The sequence below is a fragment of the uncultured Oscillibacter sp. genome (assembly GCF_910584465.1).
Lineage (GTDB): Bacteria > Bacillota > Clostridia > Oscillospirales > Oscillospiraceae > Oscillibacter.
In genome coordinates this window covers 18673-35981 of the sequence record NZ_CAJUBK010000010.1, presented here as the reverse complement: position 1 = coordinate 35981, position 17309 = coordinate 18673, and the positions used below count along the sequence as shown (strand labels likewise).

General features: G+C 66.8%; 17 protein-coding genes. 11 read left to right on the top strand and 6 right to left on the bottom strand.

From position 1 onward, the window contains the following. The first annotated feature begins 25 nt into the window (after positions 1-25). Positions 26-1480, top strand: a complete 1455-nt coding sequence (gene pyk, locus QZ332_RS04520) for a pyruvate kinase (protein ID WP_295762871.1) — start codon at positions 26-28, stop codon at positions 1478-1480. 314 nt (positions 1481-1794) lie between these two features. Here the strand turns inward: pyk and QZ332_RS04515 are convergent, their stop codons facing one another. After that, positions 1795-2298 (bottom strand): GreA/GreB family elongation factor, encoded by a 504-nt coding sequence (locus tag QZ332_RS04515; RefSeq protein WP_295762866.1) that lies wholly within the window; start codon positions 2296-2298, stop codon positions 1795-1797. Positions 2299-2423: 125 nt separating this feature from the next. Between QZ332_RS04515 and yqeC the strand changes: the two genes are divergently transcribed. From yqeC to selD, 3 genes are read left to right on the top strand one after another with little or no spacing between them, the layout of a single operon-like run. Continuing rightward, on the top strand, positions 2424-3098 hold the full coding sequence (gene yqeC / locus QZ332_RS04510; protein ID WP_295762863.1) for a selenium cofactor biosynthesis protein YqeC: 675 nt from the start codon (positions 2424-2426) through the stop codon (positions 3096-3098). Continuing rightward, on the top strand, positions 3092-3889 hold the full coding sequence (gene yqeB / locus QZ332_RS04505) for a selenium-dependent molybdenum cofactor biosynthesis protein YqeB (RefSeq protein ID WP_295762860.1): 798 nt from the start codon (positions 3092-3094) through the stop codon (positions 3887-3889). The genes yqeC and yqeB overlap by 7 nt, the downstream gene beginning before the upstream one ends. 33 nt (positions 3890-3922) lie before the next feature. After that, a complete protein-coding gene (gene selD / locus QZ332_RS04500) occupies positions 3923-4963 on the top strand; it encodes a selenide, water dikinase SelD (protein WP_295762857.1) in 1041 nt (346 codons plus the stop codon). 226 nt (positions 4964-5189) lie between these two features. On the opposite strand, the gene QZ332_RS04495 is transcribed toward selD, so the two are convergent. From QZ332_RS04495 to QZ332_RS04485, 3 genes are all read right to left on the bottom strand, one after another. Next, the gene (locus tag QZ332_RS04495; RefSeq protein ID WP_295762854.1) at positions 5190-6422 is read right to left on the bottom strand and encodes a serpin family protein; all 1233 of its coding nucleotides are present in this window, start codon (positions 6420-6422) and stop codon (positions 5190-5192) included. Positions 6423-6691: 269 nt separating this feature from the next. Then, positions 6692-7579: a 4Fe-4S cluster-binding domain-containing protein gene (locus tag QZ332_RS04490; protein WP_295762851.1), complete on the bottom strand. Its 888-nt coding sequence runs from the start codon at positions 7577-7579 to the stop codon at positions 6692-6694. A gap of 155 nt (positions 7580-7734) precedes the next feature. Next, positions 7735-7998 carry a hypothetical protein gene (locus QZ332_RS04485; protein WP_295762848.1) on the bottom strand — a complete coding sequence of 88 codons (264 nt, stop codon included), beginning with the start codon at positions 7996-7998 and terminating at the stop codon, positions 7735-7737. 108 nt (positions 7999-8106) lie between these two features. Between QZ332_RS04485 and QZ332_RS04480 the strand changes: the two genes are divergently transcribed. Together QZ332_RS04480 and QZ332_RS04475 are read left to right on the top strand one after the other, a co-directional pair. After that, a complete protein-coding gene (locus QZ332_RS04480; protein WP_295762845.1) occupies positions 8107-8349 on the top strand; it encodes a helix-turn-helix domain-containing protein in 243 nt (80 codons plus the stop codon). Then, complete coding sequence (locus tag QZ332_RS04475; RefSeq protein WP_367116648.1) at positions 8346-8585, top strand: helix-turn-helix domain-containing protein; 240 nt, start codon at positions 8346-8348, stop codon at positions 8583-8585. Before QZ332_RS04480 ends, QZ332_RS04475 begins: the two co-directional genes overlap by 4 nt. A gap of 240 nt (positions 8586-8825) precedes the next feature. On the opposite strand, the gene typA is transcribed toward QZ332_RS04475, so the two are convergent. Then, a complete protein-coding gene (gene typA, locus QZ332_RS04470) occupies positions 8826-10649 on the bottom strand; it encodes a translational GTPase TypA (RefSeq protein WP_295762840.1) in 1824 nt (607 codons plus the stop codon). Between the two features lie 204 nt (positions 10650-10853). After that, positions 10854-11756: a M15 family metallopeptidase gene (locus QZ332_RS04465; RefSeq protein ID WP_295762837.1), complete on the bottom strand. Its 903-nt coding sequence runs from the start codon at positions 11754-11756 to the stop codon at positions 10854-10856. Positions 11757-11996: 240 nt separating this feature from the next. On the opposite strand from QZ332_RS04465, the gene QZ332_RS04460 reads away from it, so the two are divergent. The 5 genes from QZ332_RS04460 to QZ332_RS04440 all read left to right on the top strand — a co-directional run bounded on the left by QZ332_RS04460 (position 11997) and on the right by QZ332_RS04440 (position 17304). Continuing rightward, on the top strand, positions 11997-12548 hold the full coding sequence (locus QZ332_RS04460) for an NUDIX domain-containing protein (protein ID WP_295762835.1): 552 nt from the start codon (positions 11997-11999) through the stop codon (positions 12546-12548). Positions 12549-12590: 42 nt separating this feature from the next. After that, a complete protein-coding gene (locus QZ332_RS04455) occupies positions 12591-13304 on the top strand; it encodes a response regulator (protein ID WP_295762832.1) in 714 nt (237 codons plus the stop codon). Between the two features lie 66 nt (positions 13305-13370). Continuing rightward, positions 13371-15158 (top strand): ATP-binding protein, encoded by a 1788-nt coding sequence (locus tag QZ332_RS04450; protein ID WP_295762829.1) that lies wholly within the window; start codon positions 13371-13373, stop codon positions 15156-15158. A gap of 3 nt (positions 15159-15161) precedes the next feature. Beyond that, positions 15162-16442, top strand: a complete 1281-nt coding sequence (locus QZ332_RS04445; protein WP_295762826.1) for a hypothetical protein — start codon at positions 15162-15164, stop codon at positions 16440-16442. A 31-nt stretch (positions 16443-16473) separates the two neighbouring features. After that, a complete protein-coding gene (locus QZ332_RS04440; RefSeq protein ID WP_295762823.1) occupies positions 16474-17304 on the top strand; it encodes a hypothetical protein in 831 nt (276 codons plus the stop codon). The last annotated feature ends 5 nt before the right edge of the window (positions 17305-17309 follow it).

Sequence of the window (17309 nt, the reverse complement as noted above, 5' to 3'; positions counted from 1 at the left end):
CGCGGGGCCCATAGGAGGGATATATATGCTTCGCAAGACCAAGATCATCTGCACCCTGGGCCCCGCCGTAGACACGGAGGAGCAGATCTGCGCCCTCATCAAGGGCGGCATGAACGCGGCCCGCTTCAACTTCTCCCACGGCAGCCATCCCGAGCACCTGGAGCGCCTGAACATGCTGAAGGCCGTCCGGGACCGGATGGGCCTGCCCGTGGCCACCATCCTGGACACCAAGGGCCCCGAGATCCGCATCAAGAGCTTCGAGACCAAGAGCGTGGAGCTGAACGCCGGGGATCCTTTCACTCTGACGGTGGACGACGTGCCCGGCACCGCCGCCAAGGTCTCCGTCACCTATCCCAAGCTGGATCGGGAGGTGGAGCCGGGGCAGGTCATCCTCATCGACGACGGCCTGGTGGCCGTCCGGGTGGAGGAGATCGCGGGACACGACATCCTCTGCCGGGTCGAGAACGGCGGCACGCTCTCCGCCAATAAATCCATCAACATCCCCGGCGCCCATATCCAGCTCCCCGCCCTGACGGAGAAGGACGTGGCGGACATCCGCTTCGGCGTGGAGCACGACTTCGACTTCATCGCCGCCTCCTTCGTCCGCCGGGCCGAGGACGTGGAAGCCGTCCGGGAGGTCCTCCGCCAGTGCGGCGGGGACAGCGTGAAGATCATCGCCAAGATCGAGAACCAGGAGGGCGCGGACAACATCGACGGCATCCTGGCCGCTTCGGACGGCATCATGGTCGCCCGGGGCGACCTGGGCGTGGAGATCCCCGCCGCCAAGGTGCCCTATCTCCAGAAGCAGATGATCCGCAAGGGCCTCCAGGCGGGCAAGCCGGTCATCACCGCCACGCAGATGCTGGACTCCATGATCCGCAACCCCCGCCCCACCCGCGCGGAGGTCTCCGACGTCGCCAACGCCGTATACGACGGCACAGGCTGCGTGATGCTCTCCGGCGAGACCGCCGGGGGCAAGTATCCCATCGAGGCCCTGGCCGCCATGGTGGACATCGTCACGGAGACGGAAGCGGCCATCGACTACTGGCGGAAGTTCGAGAAGACGCAGGCCGCCGCCTCCTCCAACATCAACGACGCCATCACCCACACCTGCTGCCTGACCGCCCGGGACCTGGACGCCAAGGCCATCCTGGCGGCCACCAACTCCGGCCGGACCGCCCGGATGATCTGCCGGTTCCGTCCGGCCTGTCCCGTGGCGGCGCTGACCATGAAGGAGAAGACCCGCCGGCAGCTGGCCATCTGCTGGGGGGTGGTCCCCTTCCTGACCGGGGAGGTCGACTCCACGGACCGCATCTTCTCCCTCACCACGGAAGTGGCGGCCAAGGAGGGGCTGGTCCAGCCCGGGGACACGGTGGTCATCACCGCCGGGGTCCCCCTGGGCAGGAGCGGTTCTACGAACCTCATCAAGGCGCAGGTGATCGAGGATATCCGTCCCATGGACGGGGGAGATCAGCCATGAAGATGGCTGGTGCTTTGCACCCCCCATTCTCTCTTTTTCTCCCCGGAGAAAAAGAGAGAATGCGCCGTGCACGGTGGAAGAGAGAAAAAGACGAGGATGCGGCGGGGGCGCGGCTGGTGTGCTTCCGTTCCCACGCACGTCTTTCGCCCGCGGCGTAGTGCGGGCGGGAGTTTGGGAGGTCGTGGAAAAGACGCCCTCCCCGACCCACTGCCGCTCCCCTGGCAATCGATGAAAACGGAGGGCCTGCCGATCTTGTTCGGCAAGCCCTCCATTTTTTCATATGCACCAGCCATCTTCATGGCCGATTCCTTCCTTCAGTAGGTACTGATAGATAGGTCCTCGTCATCCTGGCCCTTCTCTATGCTCCGTATCTCCACGAAATACTTCACCTCCGGACTGACGGCGACCTCTACCCGGTCCCCCGCCCGGCGGCCCAGCAGGGCCTTCCCCACCGGGGACTCCTTGCTGACCAGGCCCTTCAGGGCGTCCTGCCGCAGGGTCGTCACGATCCGGACCTCCATCTCCCGCCCCATCATCTCGTTGAAGATCGTCACCCGGTCGAACAGCCCCACGGCGTCCGCCGCCCCCTCTACCTCGATGACCTTCGCCGTGCGGATCATCCGCTCCAGATAGCGGATCCGGCTGTCGTTCCGGTTCTTCGCCTGCTTGGCGCACTTATATTCGAAATTCTCGCTCAGGTCCCCGAAGGCCCGGGCCGTCTGGACCTCCTCGATCAGTTGGGGCCGCAGGACCCGGGTCCGGTGGTCCAGCTCCTCCTTCATCTTCTTGATGTCCACAGCCGTCAGCTCGTCGTACACGGCAGCTCCCCCTTCCTTGTCCCATGCCGTCCATCATAGCCCACTCTCCCCGCCCTGTCAAGCGGCTTGACGGGAAGCGGAGGAGGTGTTATCCTATAGAGAGGATAACGGAAAGGAGCCGGACCATGGGACTGACCGATCTGCTGGACATCCGCCCGGGCGTCACCGCCGTCATCGGCGGCGGGGGGAAGACCACCCTCCTGCGCGTGCTGGGGGCGGAGCTGGCGGCGGCGGGGCAGCGGGTGCTGCTCTGCACCAGCACGAAGTTCTTCCCCTTCCCGGACCTCGAGGATCTCTCGGACCCCTCCGAGGAGGCCCTGGCCAAGGCCCTGGAGGCCCGCCGCCTGGTCTGCGCCGGGTCCCCGGTCCCCGGCACCGGGAAGCTGACCGCCCCGGCCATCCCCATGGCCCGGCTGGCGGAGCTGGCGGACTGCGTGCTGGTGGAGGCCGACGGCTCTGCGGGACGGCCCCTGAAGGCCCACGCCCCCCATGAGCCGGCGATCCCCCCGGAAGCGGGCCAGACCATCCTGGTCGTCGGCGCCTCCGGCTTCGGACGGCCCATCGCAGAGGCCGCTCACCGCCCCGGCCTATACGCCCGGCTGGCGGGGGCCCCCGAGGACGCTCCCGCCACGCCGGAGACCGAGGCGGCGGTGCTCCTGGCGGAGGGGCTGCACGACCGGGTCCTGATCGGCCAGGTGGAGACGGCGGAGGACCGGGCCCGCGCCTCCGCCCTGGCGGCGCGGCTCCCCTGTCCCGCGGCGGCGGGATCTTTGCTGAGGAAGGAGTTTTTTCGATGTTAGTCGTCATCCGCGGAGCCGGGGACATCGCCACCGGCATCGCCCTGCGCCTGCACCGGGCCGGGCTGGAGGTCGTCATGACCGACCTCCGGCGGCCCACCGCCATCCGCCGGACCGTGGCCTTCTCCCAGGCCGTCCCCCTCGGGGAAACGACGGTGGAGGACGTCACCGCCAAGCGGGCGGAGTCCCCCGCCCAGGCGCTGGAGCTGCTGGGACAGGGCGCCGTCCCCGTGCTGGCGGACCCCGAGGGGGCCTGCATCCCCGTCCTGAGGCCCGGCGCGGTGGTGGACGCCATCCTGGCGAAGGAGAACCTGGGCACGAAGATCGGCGACGCTCCCGTGGTCGTCGGCGTGGGCCCCGGCTTCACGGCCGGGGTGGATTGCCACGCCGTGGTGGAGACCATGCGGGGCCACTGCCTGGGCCGGGCCCTGTACCAGGGCAGCGCCCAGCCCAACACCGGCATCCCCGGCCTCATCGGCGGCTTCGCCGGGGAGCGGGTCCTCCGGGCCCCGGCGGACGGGACCTTCCGCCAGCTCCTGGACATCGGCGCGCAGGTGGCGGTGGGGGACGTCGCCGCCGAGGTGGACGGCCGGCCCATGATCTGCACGCTGGACGGCGTGCTCCGCGGCATCCTGCCGGAGGGGACCCCGGTCCGCAAGGGCATGAAAGCCGGGGACATCGACCCCCGGTGCAAGATCGAGCACTGCTATCTCGCCAGCGACAAGGCCCTGGCCGTGGGCGGCGGGGTGCTGGAAGCGATACTGGGCCTATCCGGTCTGTTGAGGGCAAGATGATATCTACGCTTTGTAATAGAATGGAGGACGCCCATGCCTGAGAACGAAGTCAAGCTGACCAAGCTCGCCAAGTGCGCCGGCTGCGGCGCGAAGGTAGGCGCCGGGACCCTGGCCCGGCTGCTGGAGGGCATCCGGGTCCACCGGGACCCGAACCTCCTGGTGGGCTTCGACCGGAGCGACGACGCCTCGGTCTATAAGATCTCCGACGAGCTGGCCCTGGTCCAGACGGTGGACTTCTTCCCGCCCATCGCCGACGACCCCTACCTCTTCGGCCAGATCGCCGCCGCCAACGCCCTCTCCGACGTGTACGCCATGGGCGGCGAGCCCAAGCTCTGCCTGAACATCTGCGCCGTCCCCAAGGACATGCCCCAGGAGGCGGTCCACGACCTGCTCCGGGGCGGCTATGACAAAGTGTATGAAGCCGGGGCTTTGATAACAGGAGGTCATAGCATCCTGGACGACGAACCCAAGTACGGCCTGGCCGTCACCGGCTTCGTCCACCCGGACAAGATGCTCACCAACTCCGGGGCCCGGCCCGGCGACGTCCTGTTCTTCACCAAGCCCCTGGGCATCGGGGTCCTGACCACCGCCGCCAAGGCGGGCCTGGCCCCTCCGGAGGCCATGGATCTGGCCCACAGGCTGATGACCACCCTGAACAAGGCCGCCCGGGACGTGATGGTCCGCTACCGGGTCCACGCCTGCACCGACGTGACGGGCTTCGGCCTCCTGGGCCACGGGCTGGAGATGGCCCAGGGCAGCGGCGTGGATCTGGAGATCGACGTGGGGGCCGTGGACTTCCTCCCCGCGGCGGCGGCGCTGGCGAAGATGGGCATCCTCCCCGAGGGGATGTACCGCAACCGCGCCTTCGCCGAGCCCTCCGTGGACCCCGGGGAGGCGGAGCTCTGGCAGCAGGACCTGCTGTACGACCCCCAGACCTCCGGCGGGCTGCTGATGGCCGCGGACCCCGCCGACGCGGAGGCGCTCTTCGCGGCATTGAAGCCCGCCGTCCCCAGCGCCCAGCGCCTGGGCGTGGTCCGGGAGCACCGGGGCGGGAAGCGCATCTTTTTGAGGTGAGCGCGAAAAAGCGGACGGCCCGGCCGTCCGCCCAGCCTGTCGAAAAGACGTTTTCGACAGGCTGGGCAAGTTTTCAGGACGTTCAAAAAGTCCTGAAAACTTATCGATCGAAAACGAGAGGGACCCTTCCTGGGTCCCTCTCGCAGCTCTCCTCCTTCCCGTCGAGGAAGTCTCCCCTCCTTTTTCGACGCTCCGAAGCGGACGGCCCAGCCGTCCGCTTCTCGGTTCACTCCATACCGGTCACGGCCCCGATAAAGGCGGGCAGGCACGTCTCGGTATCCACCAGCATGTAGAGGAAGGGCCGGTCCAGATAGACCTCCGGCACCGTCCCCGGCATGGTGCCCCCGGCGCTCATCTCCACCGCCGTGGCCGCTCCGGCCCTGGTGCCCTCCTCGTCCACGGAGAGATAGGTCTTGTGCAGGACCTTGCTGATGAACAGCGGGCCCATCGGGGACCGCCCCATGCCGGAGAAGTCCGCCTTCCCCATATCGAAGGCGTCCGTCATCCCCATGGCCTCCAGGCTGCCGCTCAGCTCCGCGCTGTAAGCGCACCGGAATTTCGGGATAGCGGCATAGACCAGCGTCTCCTCCGCGCCCCTCAGGATGGCCCGGAGCCGCTCCCCGGTCAGGGAGGCGATGAGCTCCTCCAGCCTCACGCCCTCGTCGGGCAGCAGGGCGGCGAAGGCCCAGCGCCCGCCCTCGTAGTACTTCAGGAAGCCCTGGGCCCGCTCGTCCTTCAGATAGTGCCCCTCGGAGGAGTACATCATCGCCGCCGCCTGTTCCCGGCCGTCCTCCGTGGTGAAGACGCGGCCGTCCCGGACCTGGTCCTCCCGGTAGACCGTCTCCCATCTCGCTTCCAGGGCCAGGGCGTTGACGAGGTACAGCATCGCCGCCTCCGGGATCTCCTCCAGGATGCCGTCGATCATGCCGTGGGTCTCCTCCTCCACCCAGCCGTTGATCTCCTCCACGGCGGCGCCGTCGAAGGGGGAGGCGTACACCTCCGCCCCATACCGCTCCGCGGCGGTCCGGAGGAACGCCCGCTCGGGCTCGAAGGTCCCGTCGTCCCGGAGCCAGAGGGAGTTCGCCAGATCCACCCGGCACCCCTCCCCCTCCGGGAGCCCGGCGGTCCAGGCGGCGAGGGCGGCGGCCAGCTCCTCCGCCGGGAGGCCCAGGGCCTCCTCCATCTGCCGCAGCGTCTCGCCCGCCGCGCCTCCCGCGGTCATGCCCAGGGCGGAGAGCACGGATAGGGGCGAGAGCAGGACGCCCTCCCCCTCCCACTCCTCTTTCAGCAGCTCCACGGAAAACTCCGCCAGGGCGGCGGCGTCCTCCTCCGTCAGCTCCCGGGCGGCGGGGGCCTTGGCCGTCACGGTCTCCGTCAGGGCCCTCGCGCTCCCGGGGCTCCCGCCGCATCCGGTGAGGCACAGCAGGACCAGGAGCAGGGCAGTCAGTCGTGTTTTCATGGTACGTACCTCCTTTTCATCTTCCATCCATATAGACGGCAAAGAGCGCGGGGAGGTTCCGTCCCGCGCCAAATATCCCGGACACAGGTCCCGGAGGACCGAAAAAAGCGGACGGTCGAGACCGTCCGCACAGGCTGTCAAAATTTTTTTGAAAACGAGAGGGACCCCTCCTGGGTCCCTCTCGTGACTCTCTCCCTTCCCGCCGATGAGGTCTCGCCGCTTCCCCGACAGATGGACTGAGCGGACGGTCGAGACCGTCCGCTCTCATCTCACGCGATCCTTGCCAGCCATTTCAAGTCGTAGGGCTCGAAGATGACCTTCTCATAAGCCTCCACGTCCAGCGGGCTCCCGTCCCAGTCGCCGTGGATGTCTCCGTTCTGCTTGATCAGGATGTCGTAGAGGATGTCGTAGGTGACGCCGTCCTCCGGATCCGTCTCCACGATGGTGGAGTAGGGCAGGGTCTTGTGATAGGTCAGCTCCATGCCCTGATAATCGAAGTGGAACCCGCAGCGCATCCGGCAGCCGTCCAGCCCGGTGTACCGGGCGATCGCCTTGAGGTCCTGGAGGATCTTGTCGCCCTCTTCCTCGTAGAGGTTCTCCGGCGTGGTGGCGGTGTAGTCGAAGCGGAACTGGATGGACGCGCCGGGGAGCTTGTGGAAGCGGTCCAGGTAGGGGATCAGGTCCTTGGCCGGGTAATCCTTGTACAGCACGCAGTTCACCCGGAAGGGCACCGGGAGCCGCGCCAGGAGGGCGTCGTTGGACTCCACCACATACTTCTGCATGTGCCGGGAGACGTTGATGCAGGTGATCTTGTCCTTGTTCTTCTCCGTGAAGGCCAGGATGTCCTCCTCCGTCTGGAACTCGGACACCGGCAGGGTGGTGTTGATATAGACCTTGTGGGTGGCGGGGATCTCGTCCAGCATGGACTGGAGCACCTTCAGGTCGGCGAAGGGCTCGCCGCCGGTGAACACGAAATCGCAGTAGGGCGTGATGGCGTCCATCCGGCGGATGCTGGCGCGGATCTTTTCGGCGGAGAAGCCGGTCAGGTCCGCGTATTCGCCTTTATTGATGCAGAAGGGGCAATGGTTCTTGCAGTCGTAGGGGACGAAGACCGTCACCGTCGCGCCGCCCTCCCGCGTCTTGTAGGGATGCTTCATAACGTCGTCTCGCCTTTCCGTAAAGTGGTGATGGCACGGCCCTTTCAAAAAATGCCGTACACGAACTCTTATTTTAATAGATTTTCCACGGAAGGTCAAGAGCTATTCACAAATTCACCGCCAAAAAACCGCCCAAAGATCGGCCTGTCCCGGATCTACCAGTCATGCCGGGGCGTATAGAGGCCGCTTTCGCCGAAGGCTCGTACGATCTCGTCGATCCGATGGAAGCAGTCCGGGTCCTCCTTCGTGTCGTCGTCCAGGACGGCCCGGATCTTGGCGATCGGCTTCACCGCCTCAGACTCGGCCAGGGAGCGCAGTCCATGAGGATCCAATCTGTCGATGTATGTCATCACCACCTCGCCGATCGACGCTGCATACATCCCCCTCGCGATATCATAGTCCGACTTATCCACTGCCATTCGTATCCGGCCGCCTTTCACCTATGATCGTACCGGAAAATTCTTTGGTATACTCTTCATTTTAATTCCATATACTGCTTTTGTCAATAACGATTGTGGGTGTACGATATGAAAGAGGTTCTGGCGAAGCGGTTGAGGGGATGCCGGGAAGCTGCCGGTCTGACGCAGATCAAGGTCGCGATCTACTGTGACATCACAGAAAAAGCATATCAGAATTATGAATTAGGGGTCCATGAACCGAAATTGAGCATCATCATGCGGATCGCGCAGATCTACAAAGTGTCCATCGATTATTTGGTCGGTCTGACCGACGATCCGGCACCGTATCCCAGGAGCTCGGAACGGTCATGATGCTGCCGGGCGATAAGATGTCCAGATCGAGGGATCTGCGGAAACGACGGGGATTCTCTCAGGTCAAGATGCAGATGCTGACTGGGATCGACCAAAGCGATTATTCCAAGATCGAGACCGGGAAGCGGAGCATGTCTTTCGAGCAGTGCAAGCGGATCGCTTTGGCACTGGATACCAGCATGGACTACCTGGCGGGCCTGACCGACGATCCGGCACCGTATCCCCGGGCACGATAAAAGAGACTGCGTCCCCGCAGTCTCTTTTCATTTATGATATCGTCCGGATCTTCCGCGATCTCTTTCAGACGGCCGGAGTACCGCCCGAAGTCGAGGGGGTGCCGCTTTTGGATGTGCGCGATCCGCTCCCCGGTGAGGCCGGCGGCACCGGGGAGCATCTCCGGCGTGACACCTCGATGCCCCTCGCTGTCCAGACCGCAGATCTCCCTCACGCCGGGCCTCCCGCTCGGTCTCCGCCCCTCACTTCTTCCCATGCAGCGCCTTCATGCGCTTCTCATGGTCCAGGATGCTCTTGCGCATCCGCAGGCTCTTGGGCGTGACCTCCAGCAGCTCGTCGTCCGCCAGGAACTCCAGGCACTGCTCCAGGCTCATCTGCTTGGGCGGCACCAGGCGCAGCGCGTCGTCGGAGCCGGAGGCGCGGGTGTTGGTCAGCTGCTTCTTCTTGCAGACGTTGACGGTCATGTCCTCGCTCCGGGGGCTGACGCCGATGACCATGCCGCCGTACACCGGGACGCCCGCGCCGATGAAGAGCGTGCCCCGCTCCTGGGCGTTGAAGAGCCCGTAGGTGATGGACTCGCCGGTCTCGAAGGAGATGAGGGACCCGCTGCCCCGGCGGGAGATGTCGCCCTTATAGGGGGCGTAGCTGTCGAAGACGGAGGCCATGATGCCCTCGCCCTTGGTGTCGGTGAGGAAGTCGTTGCGGTAGCCGAAGAGGCCCCGGGCGGGGATCAGGAACTCCACCTTCATCCGGCTGCCCACGGGAGTCATCTCCACCATGTCGGCCTTCCGCTGGCCCAGCTTCTCGATGACCGCGCCCACGCAGTCGGCGGGCACGTCCACCACCAGCCGCTCGATGGGCTCGCACTTCTTCCCGTCGATCTCCTGGTACAGCACGCGGGCGGGGGACACCTGGAACTCATAGCCCTCCCGGCGCATGGTCTCGATCAGGATGCTGAGGGACATCTCGCCCCGGCCCGCCACGTTGAAGGCGGTCTCCTTGTCCGTCTCGGTGACCCGGAGGGACACGTCCCGCAGGGTCTCCCGGAACAGCCGCTCCCGGATCTGGCGGGAGGTGACGAACTTGCCCTCCCGTCCGGCGAAGGGGGAGTCGTTGACGGAGAAGGTCATCTCCAGGGTGGGGGCGGAGATCTTCACGAAGGGCAGGGCCTCCACCGTGTCGGGGACGCAGATGGTGTCGCCGATGGTGATGTCGGGGATGCCGCTCATGGCGATGATGTTCCCGGCGCGGGCCTCGGTGACGGCCTTCCGGCCCAGGCCGTCGAACTCATAGATGGCGGTGGCCTTGGCCTTGCGGAGGACGGCCTCGGGGTCGTGGTAGTTGCACACGGCAATCTCCTGGTTCTGCTTCAGGGTGCCCCGCTCGATGCGCCCGATGGCGATGCGGCCCACGAACTCGTTGTAGTCGATGGAGGAGACCAGCATCTGGAAGGGCTCGTCCACGTTGGCCTCGGGGGCGGGGATATAGTCCAGGATGGTGTCGAAGAGGGGCTTGAGGTCCGTGCCCTGTACGGTGGGGGAGCAGGAGGCGGTGCCGTTGCGCCCGGAGCAGAAGAGCATGGGGGAGTCCAGCTGTTCGGACGTGGCGTCCAGGTCCATCAGCAGCTCCAGCACCTCGTCGATGACCTCATAGACCCGCTGGTCGGGCCGGTCGATCTTGTTCACGACGACGATGACCCGGTGCCCCAGCTCCAGGGCGCGGCTGAGCACGAAGCGGGTCTGGGGCATGGGGCCCTCGGCGGCGTCCACCAGGAGGATGACGCCGTTGACCATCTTGAGCACCCGCTCCACCTCGCCGCCGAAGTCGGCGTGGCCCGGGGTATCCACGATGTTGATCTTGGTGTCGCCGTATTGGATGGCGGTGTTCTTGGCCAGGATGGTGATGCCCCGCTCCCGCTCCAGGTCGCCGGAGTCCATGACCCGGTCCACCACCTCCTGGTTCTCGCGGTACACGCCGCCCTGCTTGAGCATCTCGTCCACCAGGGTGGTCTTGCCGTGGTCGACGTGGGCGATGATGGCGATGTTCCTCAAACGTTCATTCTGCATAAGTCCCTTGGCTCCTTTTATCTATGGCGGACGGTCCGCCGGGAAAGATCCGCGCAAATTTTCACGGTCTCTTATTATATGCCAGTCCGCCTCGCTTTTCAACGGTAGGATCCACATTTTTCAGGACTTTTTACCAGAAGATCCACGTCACCTTGGACAAGTCCCACAAACGAAGCGGAGGCGGCAAACGCCGCCTCCGCCAGATCATACCGCGTCCCTGTCCGCCAGGGCCTCTTCCCGCAGCAGTAAGTACTCCTCCATGCAAAGCCCGCTCTCCCGGATGTCCTGGGCGATCTCCACGCCCACGTACCGGTAGTGCCACGGCTCGTAGCCGATGCCGGTGATCTCGCTCTTGTCGTTGGGATAGCGGAGGATGAAGCCGTATTCCCAGCAGTGCTCCATCAGCCACTTCTGTTCCTTGGTCTGCTCCTGCTTCTTCGTCAGGGCCTGATAGGACGAGGACACGATGTCCATCGCCAGGCCCAGCTGGTGCTCGCTGGTGCCGGGACGGGCCACCCAGCGCCCGGCCTCCTCGATGGCGGCCGCCCTGCTGTAGCCCGCGTTCTGGAGGCGGGCGATCTTATTGTTGTACAGATAGGTCTGCTTGGACATGGTCCGGTAGGCGGAGCAGATCTTGGGGGACAGCCCCGCCTCCCGGCAGGCGTCCAGCATGGCGTTGAGGTCGTCGTAAGCCCTCTCGTCCACCCGCATCCCGTCGGGCATGGTCTTCAAACGGACCTCATAGTCCTCCGGCATCTCGTTCCAGGGGTTCACCAGCAAAAGCTGCCAGTCCTCCCCCTCCGGGAAGGTGGGCGTGCCCGCCTCCCTGTCCCCCGGCAGCGCCGCCCGCACGGCGGGCGTCTCCGGCACGGCCGCGGGCGTCTCCGGCCCCTCCGCCGGTCTTGGCGCCGCCACGGTCAGCTCCGGCATCTCCGGCGCGGCCGTCTCCGGCGCGACCACGATCAGCTCTGGCATCTCCTCCGTCTCCGAGGGGGAGACGCCCAGTATCTCCCGGGCGTGGGCCTTGGCAGGCTCGCGGGCCTGGACGACGGTTGACAACAGCAGCAGCGATGCCAGCAGCGCCGCTGTCCGTTTGGTCCATCTCATGATGTTGCTGTTCCTTTCCACATCCACAATATCTTGTGGCTCATTCCTCCTCATCATACGCCTTCCATTCGACAAAAACAAGAGGTAATTTGTGAACGCGCCCAAAATTTTTTAGGGCCCGCTAACTGTGCGGCCGTCCGGGGGACATTTTCTCTTTTCATTTCGGCCTCAGCGTGGTATAATCCCCATGACCAGGGGATAACGGGGCCCCAGGGCCCTTTTCAGAAAGGATGCGCAGACATGAGCGAACGCATGGAACTGACGGAACGGAAGCTCGGCCGGAAAGACATCTTCCGCGGGCGGATCGTGGACGTCCACGTGGACACGGTGGAGCTGCCCAACGGGGAGACCGCCACCCGGGAGGTGGTGGACCACCCCGGCGGCGTGGCGGTGCTGGCCCTGGACGGGGATGGCTGCGTGCTGACGGTGACCCAATACCGCTACCCCTTCGGCAGGGCCCTGCTGGAGATCCCCGCCGGGAAGCTGGACTCCCCCGATGAGGACCCTTACGAGGCGGGCCTGCGGGAGCTGCGGGAGGAGACCGGCGCGGTGCCCGGCGTGTACGAGCCCCTGGGCCGCATCCTGCCCTCCCCGGGCTGCTACGGCGAGACGCTGCACCTCTATCTGGCCCGGGACCTCCAGATGGCGGAGCAGCACCTGGATGCGGACGAGTTTTTGAACGTGGAGCGGATCCCCTTCGGCAAGATGGTCCGCCGCTGTCTGGACGGTGAGATCGAGGACGCCAAGACCGTCGTCGCCGTCCTCAAGGCGAAGGCGCTGTTGGATCTGTGAAGACCGCCGGGACGCCCCGGCGACCGAGTTTGGAGGTCGGCTATGGCTGAGGGAAAGACCGTCCTGATCGTAGAGGACGAGAAGAACATCGTGGACATCCTGCGCTTCAACCTGGAACGGAAGGGGTACAGGACCCTGGAGGCGTACGACGGCGAGGAGGGCCTGCGCAGGGCCAGGGAGGAAAAGCCCGACCTGATCCTGCTGGACATCATGCTGCCGAAGATGATCGGCTTCGACGTCTGCGCGGCCCTGCGGGCGGAGGGGGACAACGTGCCCATCCTCCTCCTCACCGCCCGGGAGGAAGAGGACGACAAGGTCCGCGGGCTGGAGACGGGCGCGGACGACTATATCACCAAGCCCTTCTCCATGCGGGAGGTCATCGCCCGCGTGGAGGCCAACATCCGCCGCACCGCCATGTCCGCTCCCGCCGGGAGCGCGGCGGCGGACAGCGCCATGCCCGTGGCCGGGGACCTGGCGATCAACACGGACAGCCACCAGGTCTTCCGGGCGGGGAAGGCCATCGACCTGACCCAGCGGGAGTACGAGCTGCTGACCTTCCTCGCCAGCCACCCCAACAAGGTCTATTCCCGCGTGGACCTGATGGAGCAGGTCTGGAACTACGGCTACGTCGGCGACGACGTGCGGACGGTGGACGTGACCGTCCGCCGCCTGCGGGAGAAGATCGAGGAAGATCCCGCCAGCCCCCAGTTCATCCTCACCCGCCGGGGGGCGGGGTACTACTTCTCCGTCACCTGAGGGCGGGCCGGCGTCCCCCGGCAAACTCACGGTAAAGAAGGTGCCGCTTTGTTCCGAAGCCTCCACATGAAGCTGACGCTCATACTGCTGCTGCTGATCACCTCCCTCATGGCGGTGGTCGGGGCCTTTTTGACCATCAACGTCTCCAGCTTCTTCACCAACACCTTCTACCAGCAGATCGACAGCGTCTTCGGCGAGGATCAGCGGGAGTTCGTCACCTCCCTCCGGGGGGAGGCCGCCCAGGAGGACGGCGCCGTCCGCATCCGGGACATGCTGGACGTCACCGCCGGCAAGCTGGGCATCGACTACCGCACCCGGAACTACTTCGTCCTGGACGGGGAGACCGGGGCCTACCTGGCCGGCTCCGCCGACGAGGGCGCCATGCCCCGGGAGCAGAGCCCCAACCTCCTCACCGCCCGGAACGCCGTGCTCCGCCATGACGAGACCGGCATCGGCGACGTCAGCGACATCACCGCGGACTACATGGACGCCGCCATCCCCATCTTCGGCGGGGACAACGCCTTCATCATCTACATCCTGGACGACCGGGACACCGTCTCCGGGCTGAACGAGCAGCTCTTCGTCATCATCATGCAGGCCCTCTTCATCGGCCTTTTGATCTCCGTCCTGCTGAGCTTCCTCCTCTCCAAGACCATGGTGGACCCCATCGAGAAGCTCACCGCCGGGGCGGAGCGCATGGCCTCCGGCGACTTCGGCAGCGCCCTGCCGGTGGAATCCACCGACGAGATCGGCGTCCTCACCGGCACCTTCAACGAGATGGCGGGGGTCCTCCAGTCCACCCTGGCCGCCGTGGAGAACGAGCGGAACAAGCTGGACACCCTCTTCCTCCACATGACCGACGGCGTGGTGGCCTTCAGCCACGACGGCAAACTCATCCACTGCAACCCCGCCGCCAACGACATGCTCCAGCGCCCCGTGGGCCCGGCGTGCACCTATGACGAGCTCTTCGGGAGCCTCTACCCCTTCCAGGAGATGCTGGCCCTCCAGCGGCCGAACTTCGCCGAGGGGGAGCTGGAGGCCGGGGAGAAGACCCTGGAGGTCTACCTCGCCCCCTTCTCCGACCGGGAGCGGGGCGGCGTGCTGATCGTGCTCCATGACGTGACGGAGCAGCACCGCAACGAGGAGCGGCGCAAGGAGTTCGTGGCCAACGTCTCCCACGAGCTGCGCACCCCCCTGACCAACGTCCGCACCTACGCCGAGACCCTCCGGGACGCGGAGGGGGACATCCCCCAGGCCACCGCCAACAGCTTCCTGGACATCATCATCACCGAGACGGACCGGATGACCCACATCGTCCAGGACCTGCTGACCCTCTCCCGGCTGGACCGGGGGGACGCGGAGCTGGTCCTCTCCCGGTTCCCCTTCGCCGAGGCGATCCAAAGCGTGGTCCGCTCCAGCGCGCTGAACGCCCGGCAGCGGGGCCACGAGCTGCTCTGCGGCGATCTGAGCCACCTGCCCCTGATCGTGGGCGACCGGAGCCGCCTGGAGCAGGTGATGATGAACATCATCGGCAACGCCATCAAATACACCCCCGACGGCGGGCGGATCGAGGTCTCCGCCGGCTGCGGGGAGGACCACGTCTGGATGCAGGTCTGGGACGACGGCATCGGCATCCCGGACAAGGACAAGGAGCGGATCTTCGAGCGGTTCTACCGGGTGGACAAGGCCCGGTCGCGGGAGTCCGGCGGCACGGGCCTGGGGCTGTCCATCGCCCGGGAGATCGTCCAGCGGCACCACGGCGTCATCGCCCTGGTCCCCCACGAGGGGCCCGGCACCACCATCCGCATGACCCTGCCCATCGCCCAGGGCCGGGGCGGCAAAACGGAGGGCTGAGCCATGGGAGGACAATGGCGGGAGCGCCGGGACCTGATCCAAAACATCGTCATCACCCTGCTCGCTCTCTCGGCGGTGCTCCTCTTCACCCAGACCCAGCTCTACAGCCTGGACCTGACCGGGGGCCATGACGGTCCCGCCGGGGACGCCGGCCAGTCCGCCTCCGCCGCCGGGACGCCGGAGCTCTTCGCCGCCCCGGTGCGGGTAGCCGTCACCGGGGACTATGGCCGGTACGGCCGCGTGGCCCTCACCACCGCCGACGAGTCCTTCACCGACCCCCTGGGCCGCCGCCTGCTGGAGGCCCTGGGCTCCGCCAGGGACTACGCCGCCTGTACCAAGGCGGACTTCCTCCGGGCCCTGCGGGGGCCGTCCCTGTACTACGATTTTTGGGAGCCCCTGCCCCTGTCCGTCCTGGCGGGCCTGCTGGGCGGGGAGGCGGAGGTCTCCCCCAGGGAGGACCTCTCCGCCCGCCGCCTGCTCCTCGCCCTCCAGGACAACGGCGCCGTCCTCTACCTCTGGGACGGCGGGGACGCCCTCTCCCGGGCCGGCACCGCCGTCTCCGCCGACAGCCTGGCGCAGGTCATCAGCCGCTATGAGCTGGGCGGCGCTTCCTTCGCCATGGACGCAGGCCCCGACGGTCCGGAGCGGGCCTTGGACCCCTGCTCCCTCCTCCCGGCGGAGCCCCCGGTCCTCCCCGCCTTCACGGTGGGGGACCCCCTGGCCTCCACGGACTGGCTCCTCTCCGCCCTGGGCTTCAACCCCCGGAGCCGGACCCGGCACACGGAGTCCAACGGCACGGAGCTCATCATGGACGGGGAGCGGACCCTGCGGGTGCGGCCCGACAACAGCGTCCACTACCAGAGCGGCCAGGACCCCAGCCTCACCGTGGCCGCCGCCGGGGAGGTGCCCACGGCCCGCGAGGCGGCCCTGGGCGCGGGGGGGCTGCTGGCCCGCCTGCTGGCCCCCGTCTCCGGGGAGGCCCAGCCCTATCTCCAGGGCGTGCGCCGCAATGGGGACGTCACCGTCGTCCGCTTCGGCTACCAGGCCGGGGGCGTGCCCATCCGCTTCCAGGACGGCGCCGCCGCCGCGGAGGTCACCCTCACCGGGACCAGCGTCACCGGCCTGGTCCTGCGCTTCCGGCAGTACCAGCTCCTGGAGGAGCCGTCCCTGCTGCTCCCCCTGCCCCAGGCCCTGGCGGTGGCCTCCGCCAGCCCCGGGAAGGAGCTCTCCATCGGCTATGTGGAGCGCAGCGGGGGATGCCGGGCCACCTGGCTGTGCGACTGATCCCGCATCCTCTTGAAAGGGGGGCCGGCCCTTGGACCGTTCCCGTCTGAAAAACATCATCATCCTGATCCTGGTCCTGGTGAACGGCTTCCTGCTGGCCTCTCTGGCCCAGCGCCGCTCCGCGGAGCGGGACGCCTCCCGCCGGACGGCGGAGCAGCTGGCCGCCCTCTTCCAGGCGGACGGCATGGTCCTGGACGCCCGGGCCATCTCCCGGGACGCGCCGCCGGACGGCGTGGCCCTCTCCAGGGCCACCGCCCTGGAGGAACAGGCCGCCGCCTTTTTGCTGGGGGACGCCCTCACCTCCTCCGACCAGGGCGGCGGCATCTACCATTACGCCGGGGCGGCGGGGGAGGCCCTGTTCCGCTCCAGCGGCAGCTTCGAGGCGTCCGGGATCCTGGCGGAGCGGGACGCGGAGGACTTCTGCCGGGACTTCTGCCGGACGTTTTCCTACGAGCCCCCCGACATCCGCCTGGACGGGGACGGCAGCGGCTCCGCCTCCTCCTGCGCGGTCTATGGCAAACTGCCGGTCTTCAACTGCACCGTGACCTTCACCATCGAGCGCGGCGTCCTCACCGCCGTCAGCGGCACGCTCCTGCCCAAGGACGGCGCCCCCTCCCCGGGGGAGGCGCCCCTCTCCGCCGCCGGGGCCCTGGTGGCCTTCCAGCGGATGCGCCGGGAGAGCGCGGTGGTGGCCTCCACGGTGACGGACGCCCGGCTGTGCTATGAGCTCCAGACCAGCAACGCGTCCATGTCCCTGTCCCCGGCCTGGCGGATCGTCACCGACACGGAGGATTATTACGTGAACGCCGATACCGGCGCGGTCACCGCCGGGGGCGCCCGGACCGGAGAGGGCGGGGCGTGAACCCG

Coding starts and splice junctions, on each gene's coding strand:
- pyk (WP_295762871.1), top strand. CDS start 26: ATGCTTCGCAAGACCAAGATCATCTGCACCCTGGGCCCCGCCGTAGAC.
- QZ332_RS04455 (WP_295762832.1), top strand. CDS start 12,591: ATGGCTGAGGGAAAGACCGTCCTGATCGTAGAGGACGAGAAGAACATC.
- QZ332_RS04450 (WP_295762829.1), top strand. CDS start 13,371: ATGAAGCTGACGCTCATACTGCTGCTGCTGATCACCTCCCTCATGGCG.
- QZ332_RS04485 (WP_295762848.1), bottom strand. CDS start 7,998: ATGGCAGTGGATAAGTCGGACTATGATATCGCGAGGGGGATGTATGCA.
- yqeB (WP_295762860.1), top strand. CDS start 3,092: ATGTTAGTCGTCATCCGCGGAGCCGGGGACATCGCCACCGGCATCGCC.
- yqeC (WP_295762863.1), top strand. CDS start 2,424: ATGGGACTGACCGATCTGCTGGACATCCGCCCGGGCGTCACCGCCGTC.
- QZ332_RS04475 (WP_367116648.1), top strand. CDS start 8,346: ATGATGCTGCCGGGCGATAAGATGTCCAGATCGAGGGATCTGCGGAAA.
- QZ332_RS04495 (WP_295762854.1), bottom strand. CDS start 6,422: ATGAAAACACGACTGACTGCCCTGCTCCTGGTCCTGCTGTGCCTCACC.
- QZ332_RS04490 (WP_295762851.1), bottom strand. CDS start 7,579: ATGAAGCATCCCTACAAGACGCGGGAGGGCGGCGCGACGGTGACGGTC.
- QZ332_RS04445 (WP_295762826.1), top strand. CDS start 15,162: ATGGGAGGACAATGGCGGGAGCGCCGGGACCTGATCCAAAACATCGTC.
- QZ332_RS04465 (WP_295762837.1), bottom strand. CDS start 11,756: ATGAGATGGACCAAACGGACAGCGGCGCTGCTGGCATCGCTGCTGCTG.
- typA (WP_295762840.1), bottom strand. CDS start 10,649: ATGCAGAATGAACGTTTGAGGAACATCGCCATCATCGCCCACGTCGAC.
- selD (WP_295762857.1), top strand. CDS start 3,923: ATGCCTGAGAACGAAGTCAAGCTGACCAAGCTCGCCAAGTGCGCCGGC.
- QZ332_RS04480 (WP_295762845.1), top strand. CDS start 8,107: ATGAAAGAGGTTCTGGCGAAGCGGTTGAGGGGATGCCGGGAAGCTGCC.
- QZ332_RS04460 (WP_295762835.1), top strand. CDS start 11,997: ATGAGCGAACGCATGGAACTGACGGAACGGAAGCTCGGCCGGAAAGAC.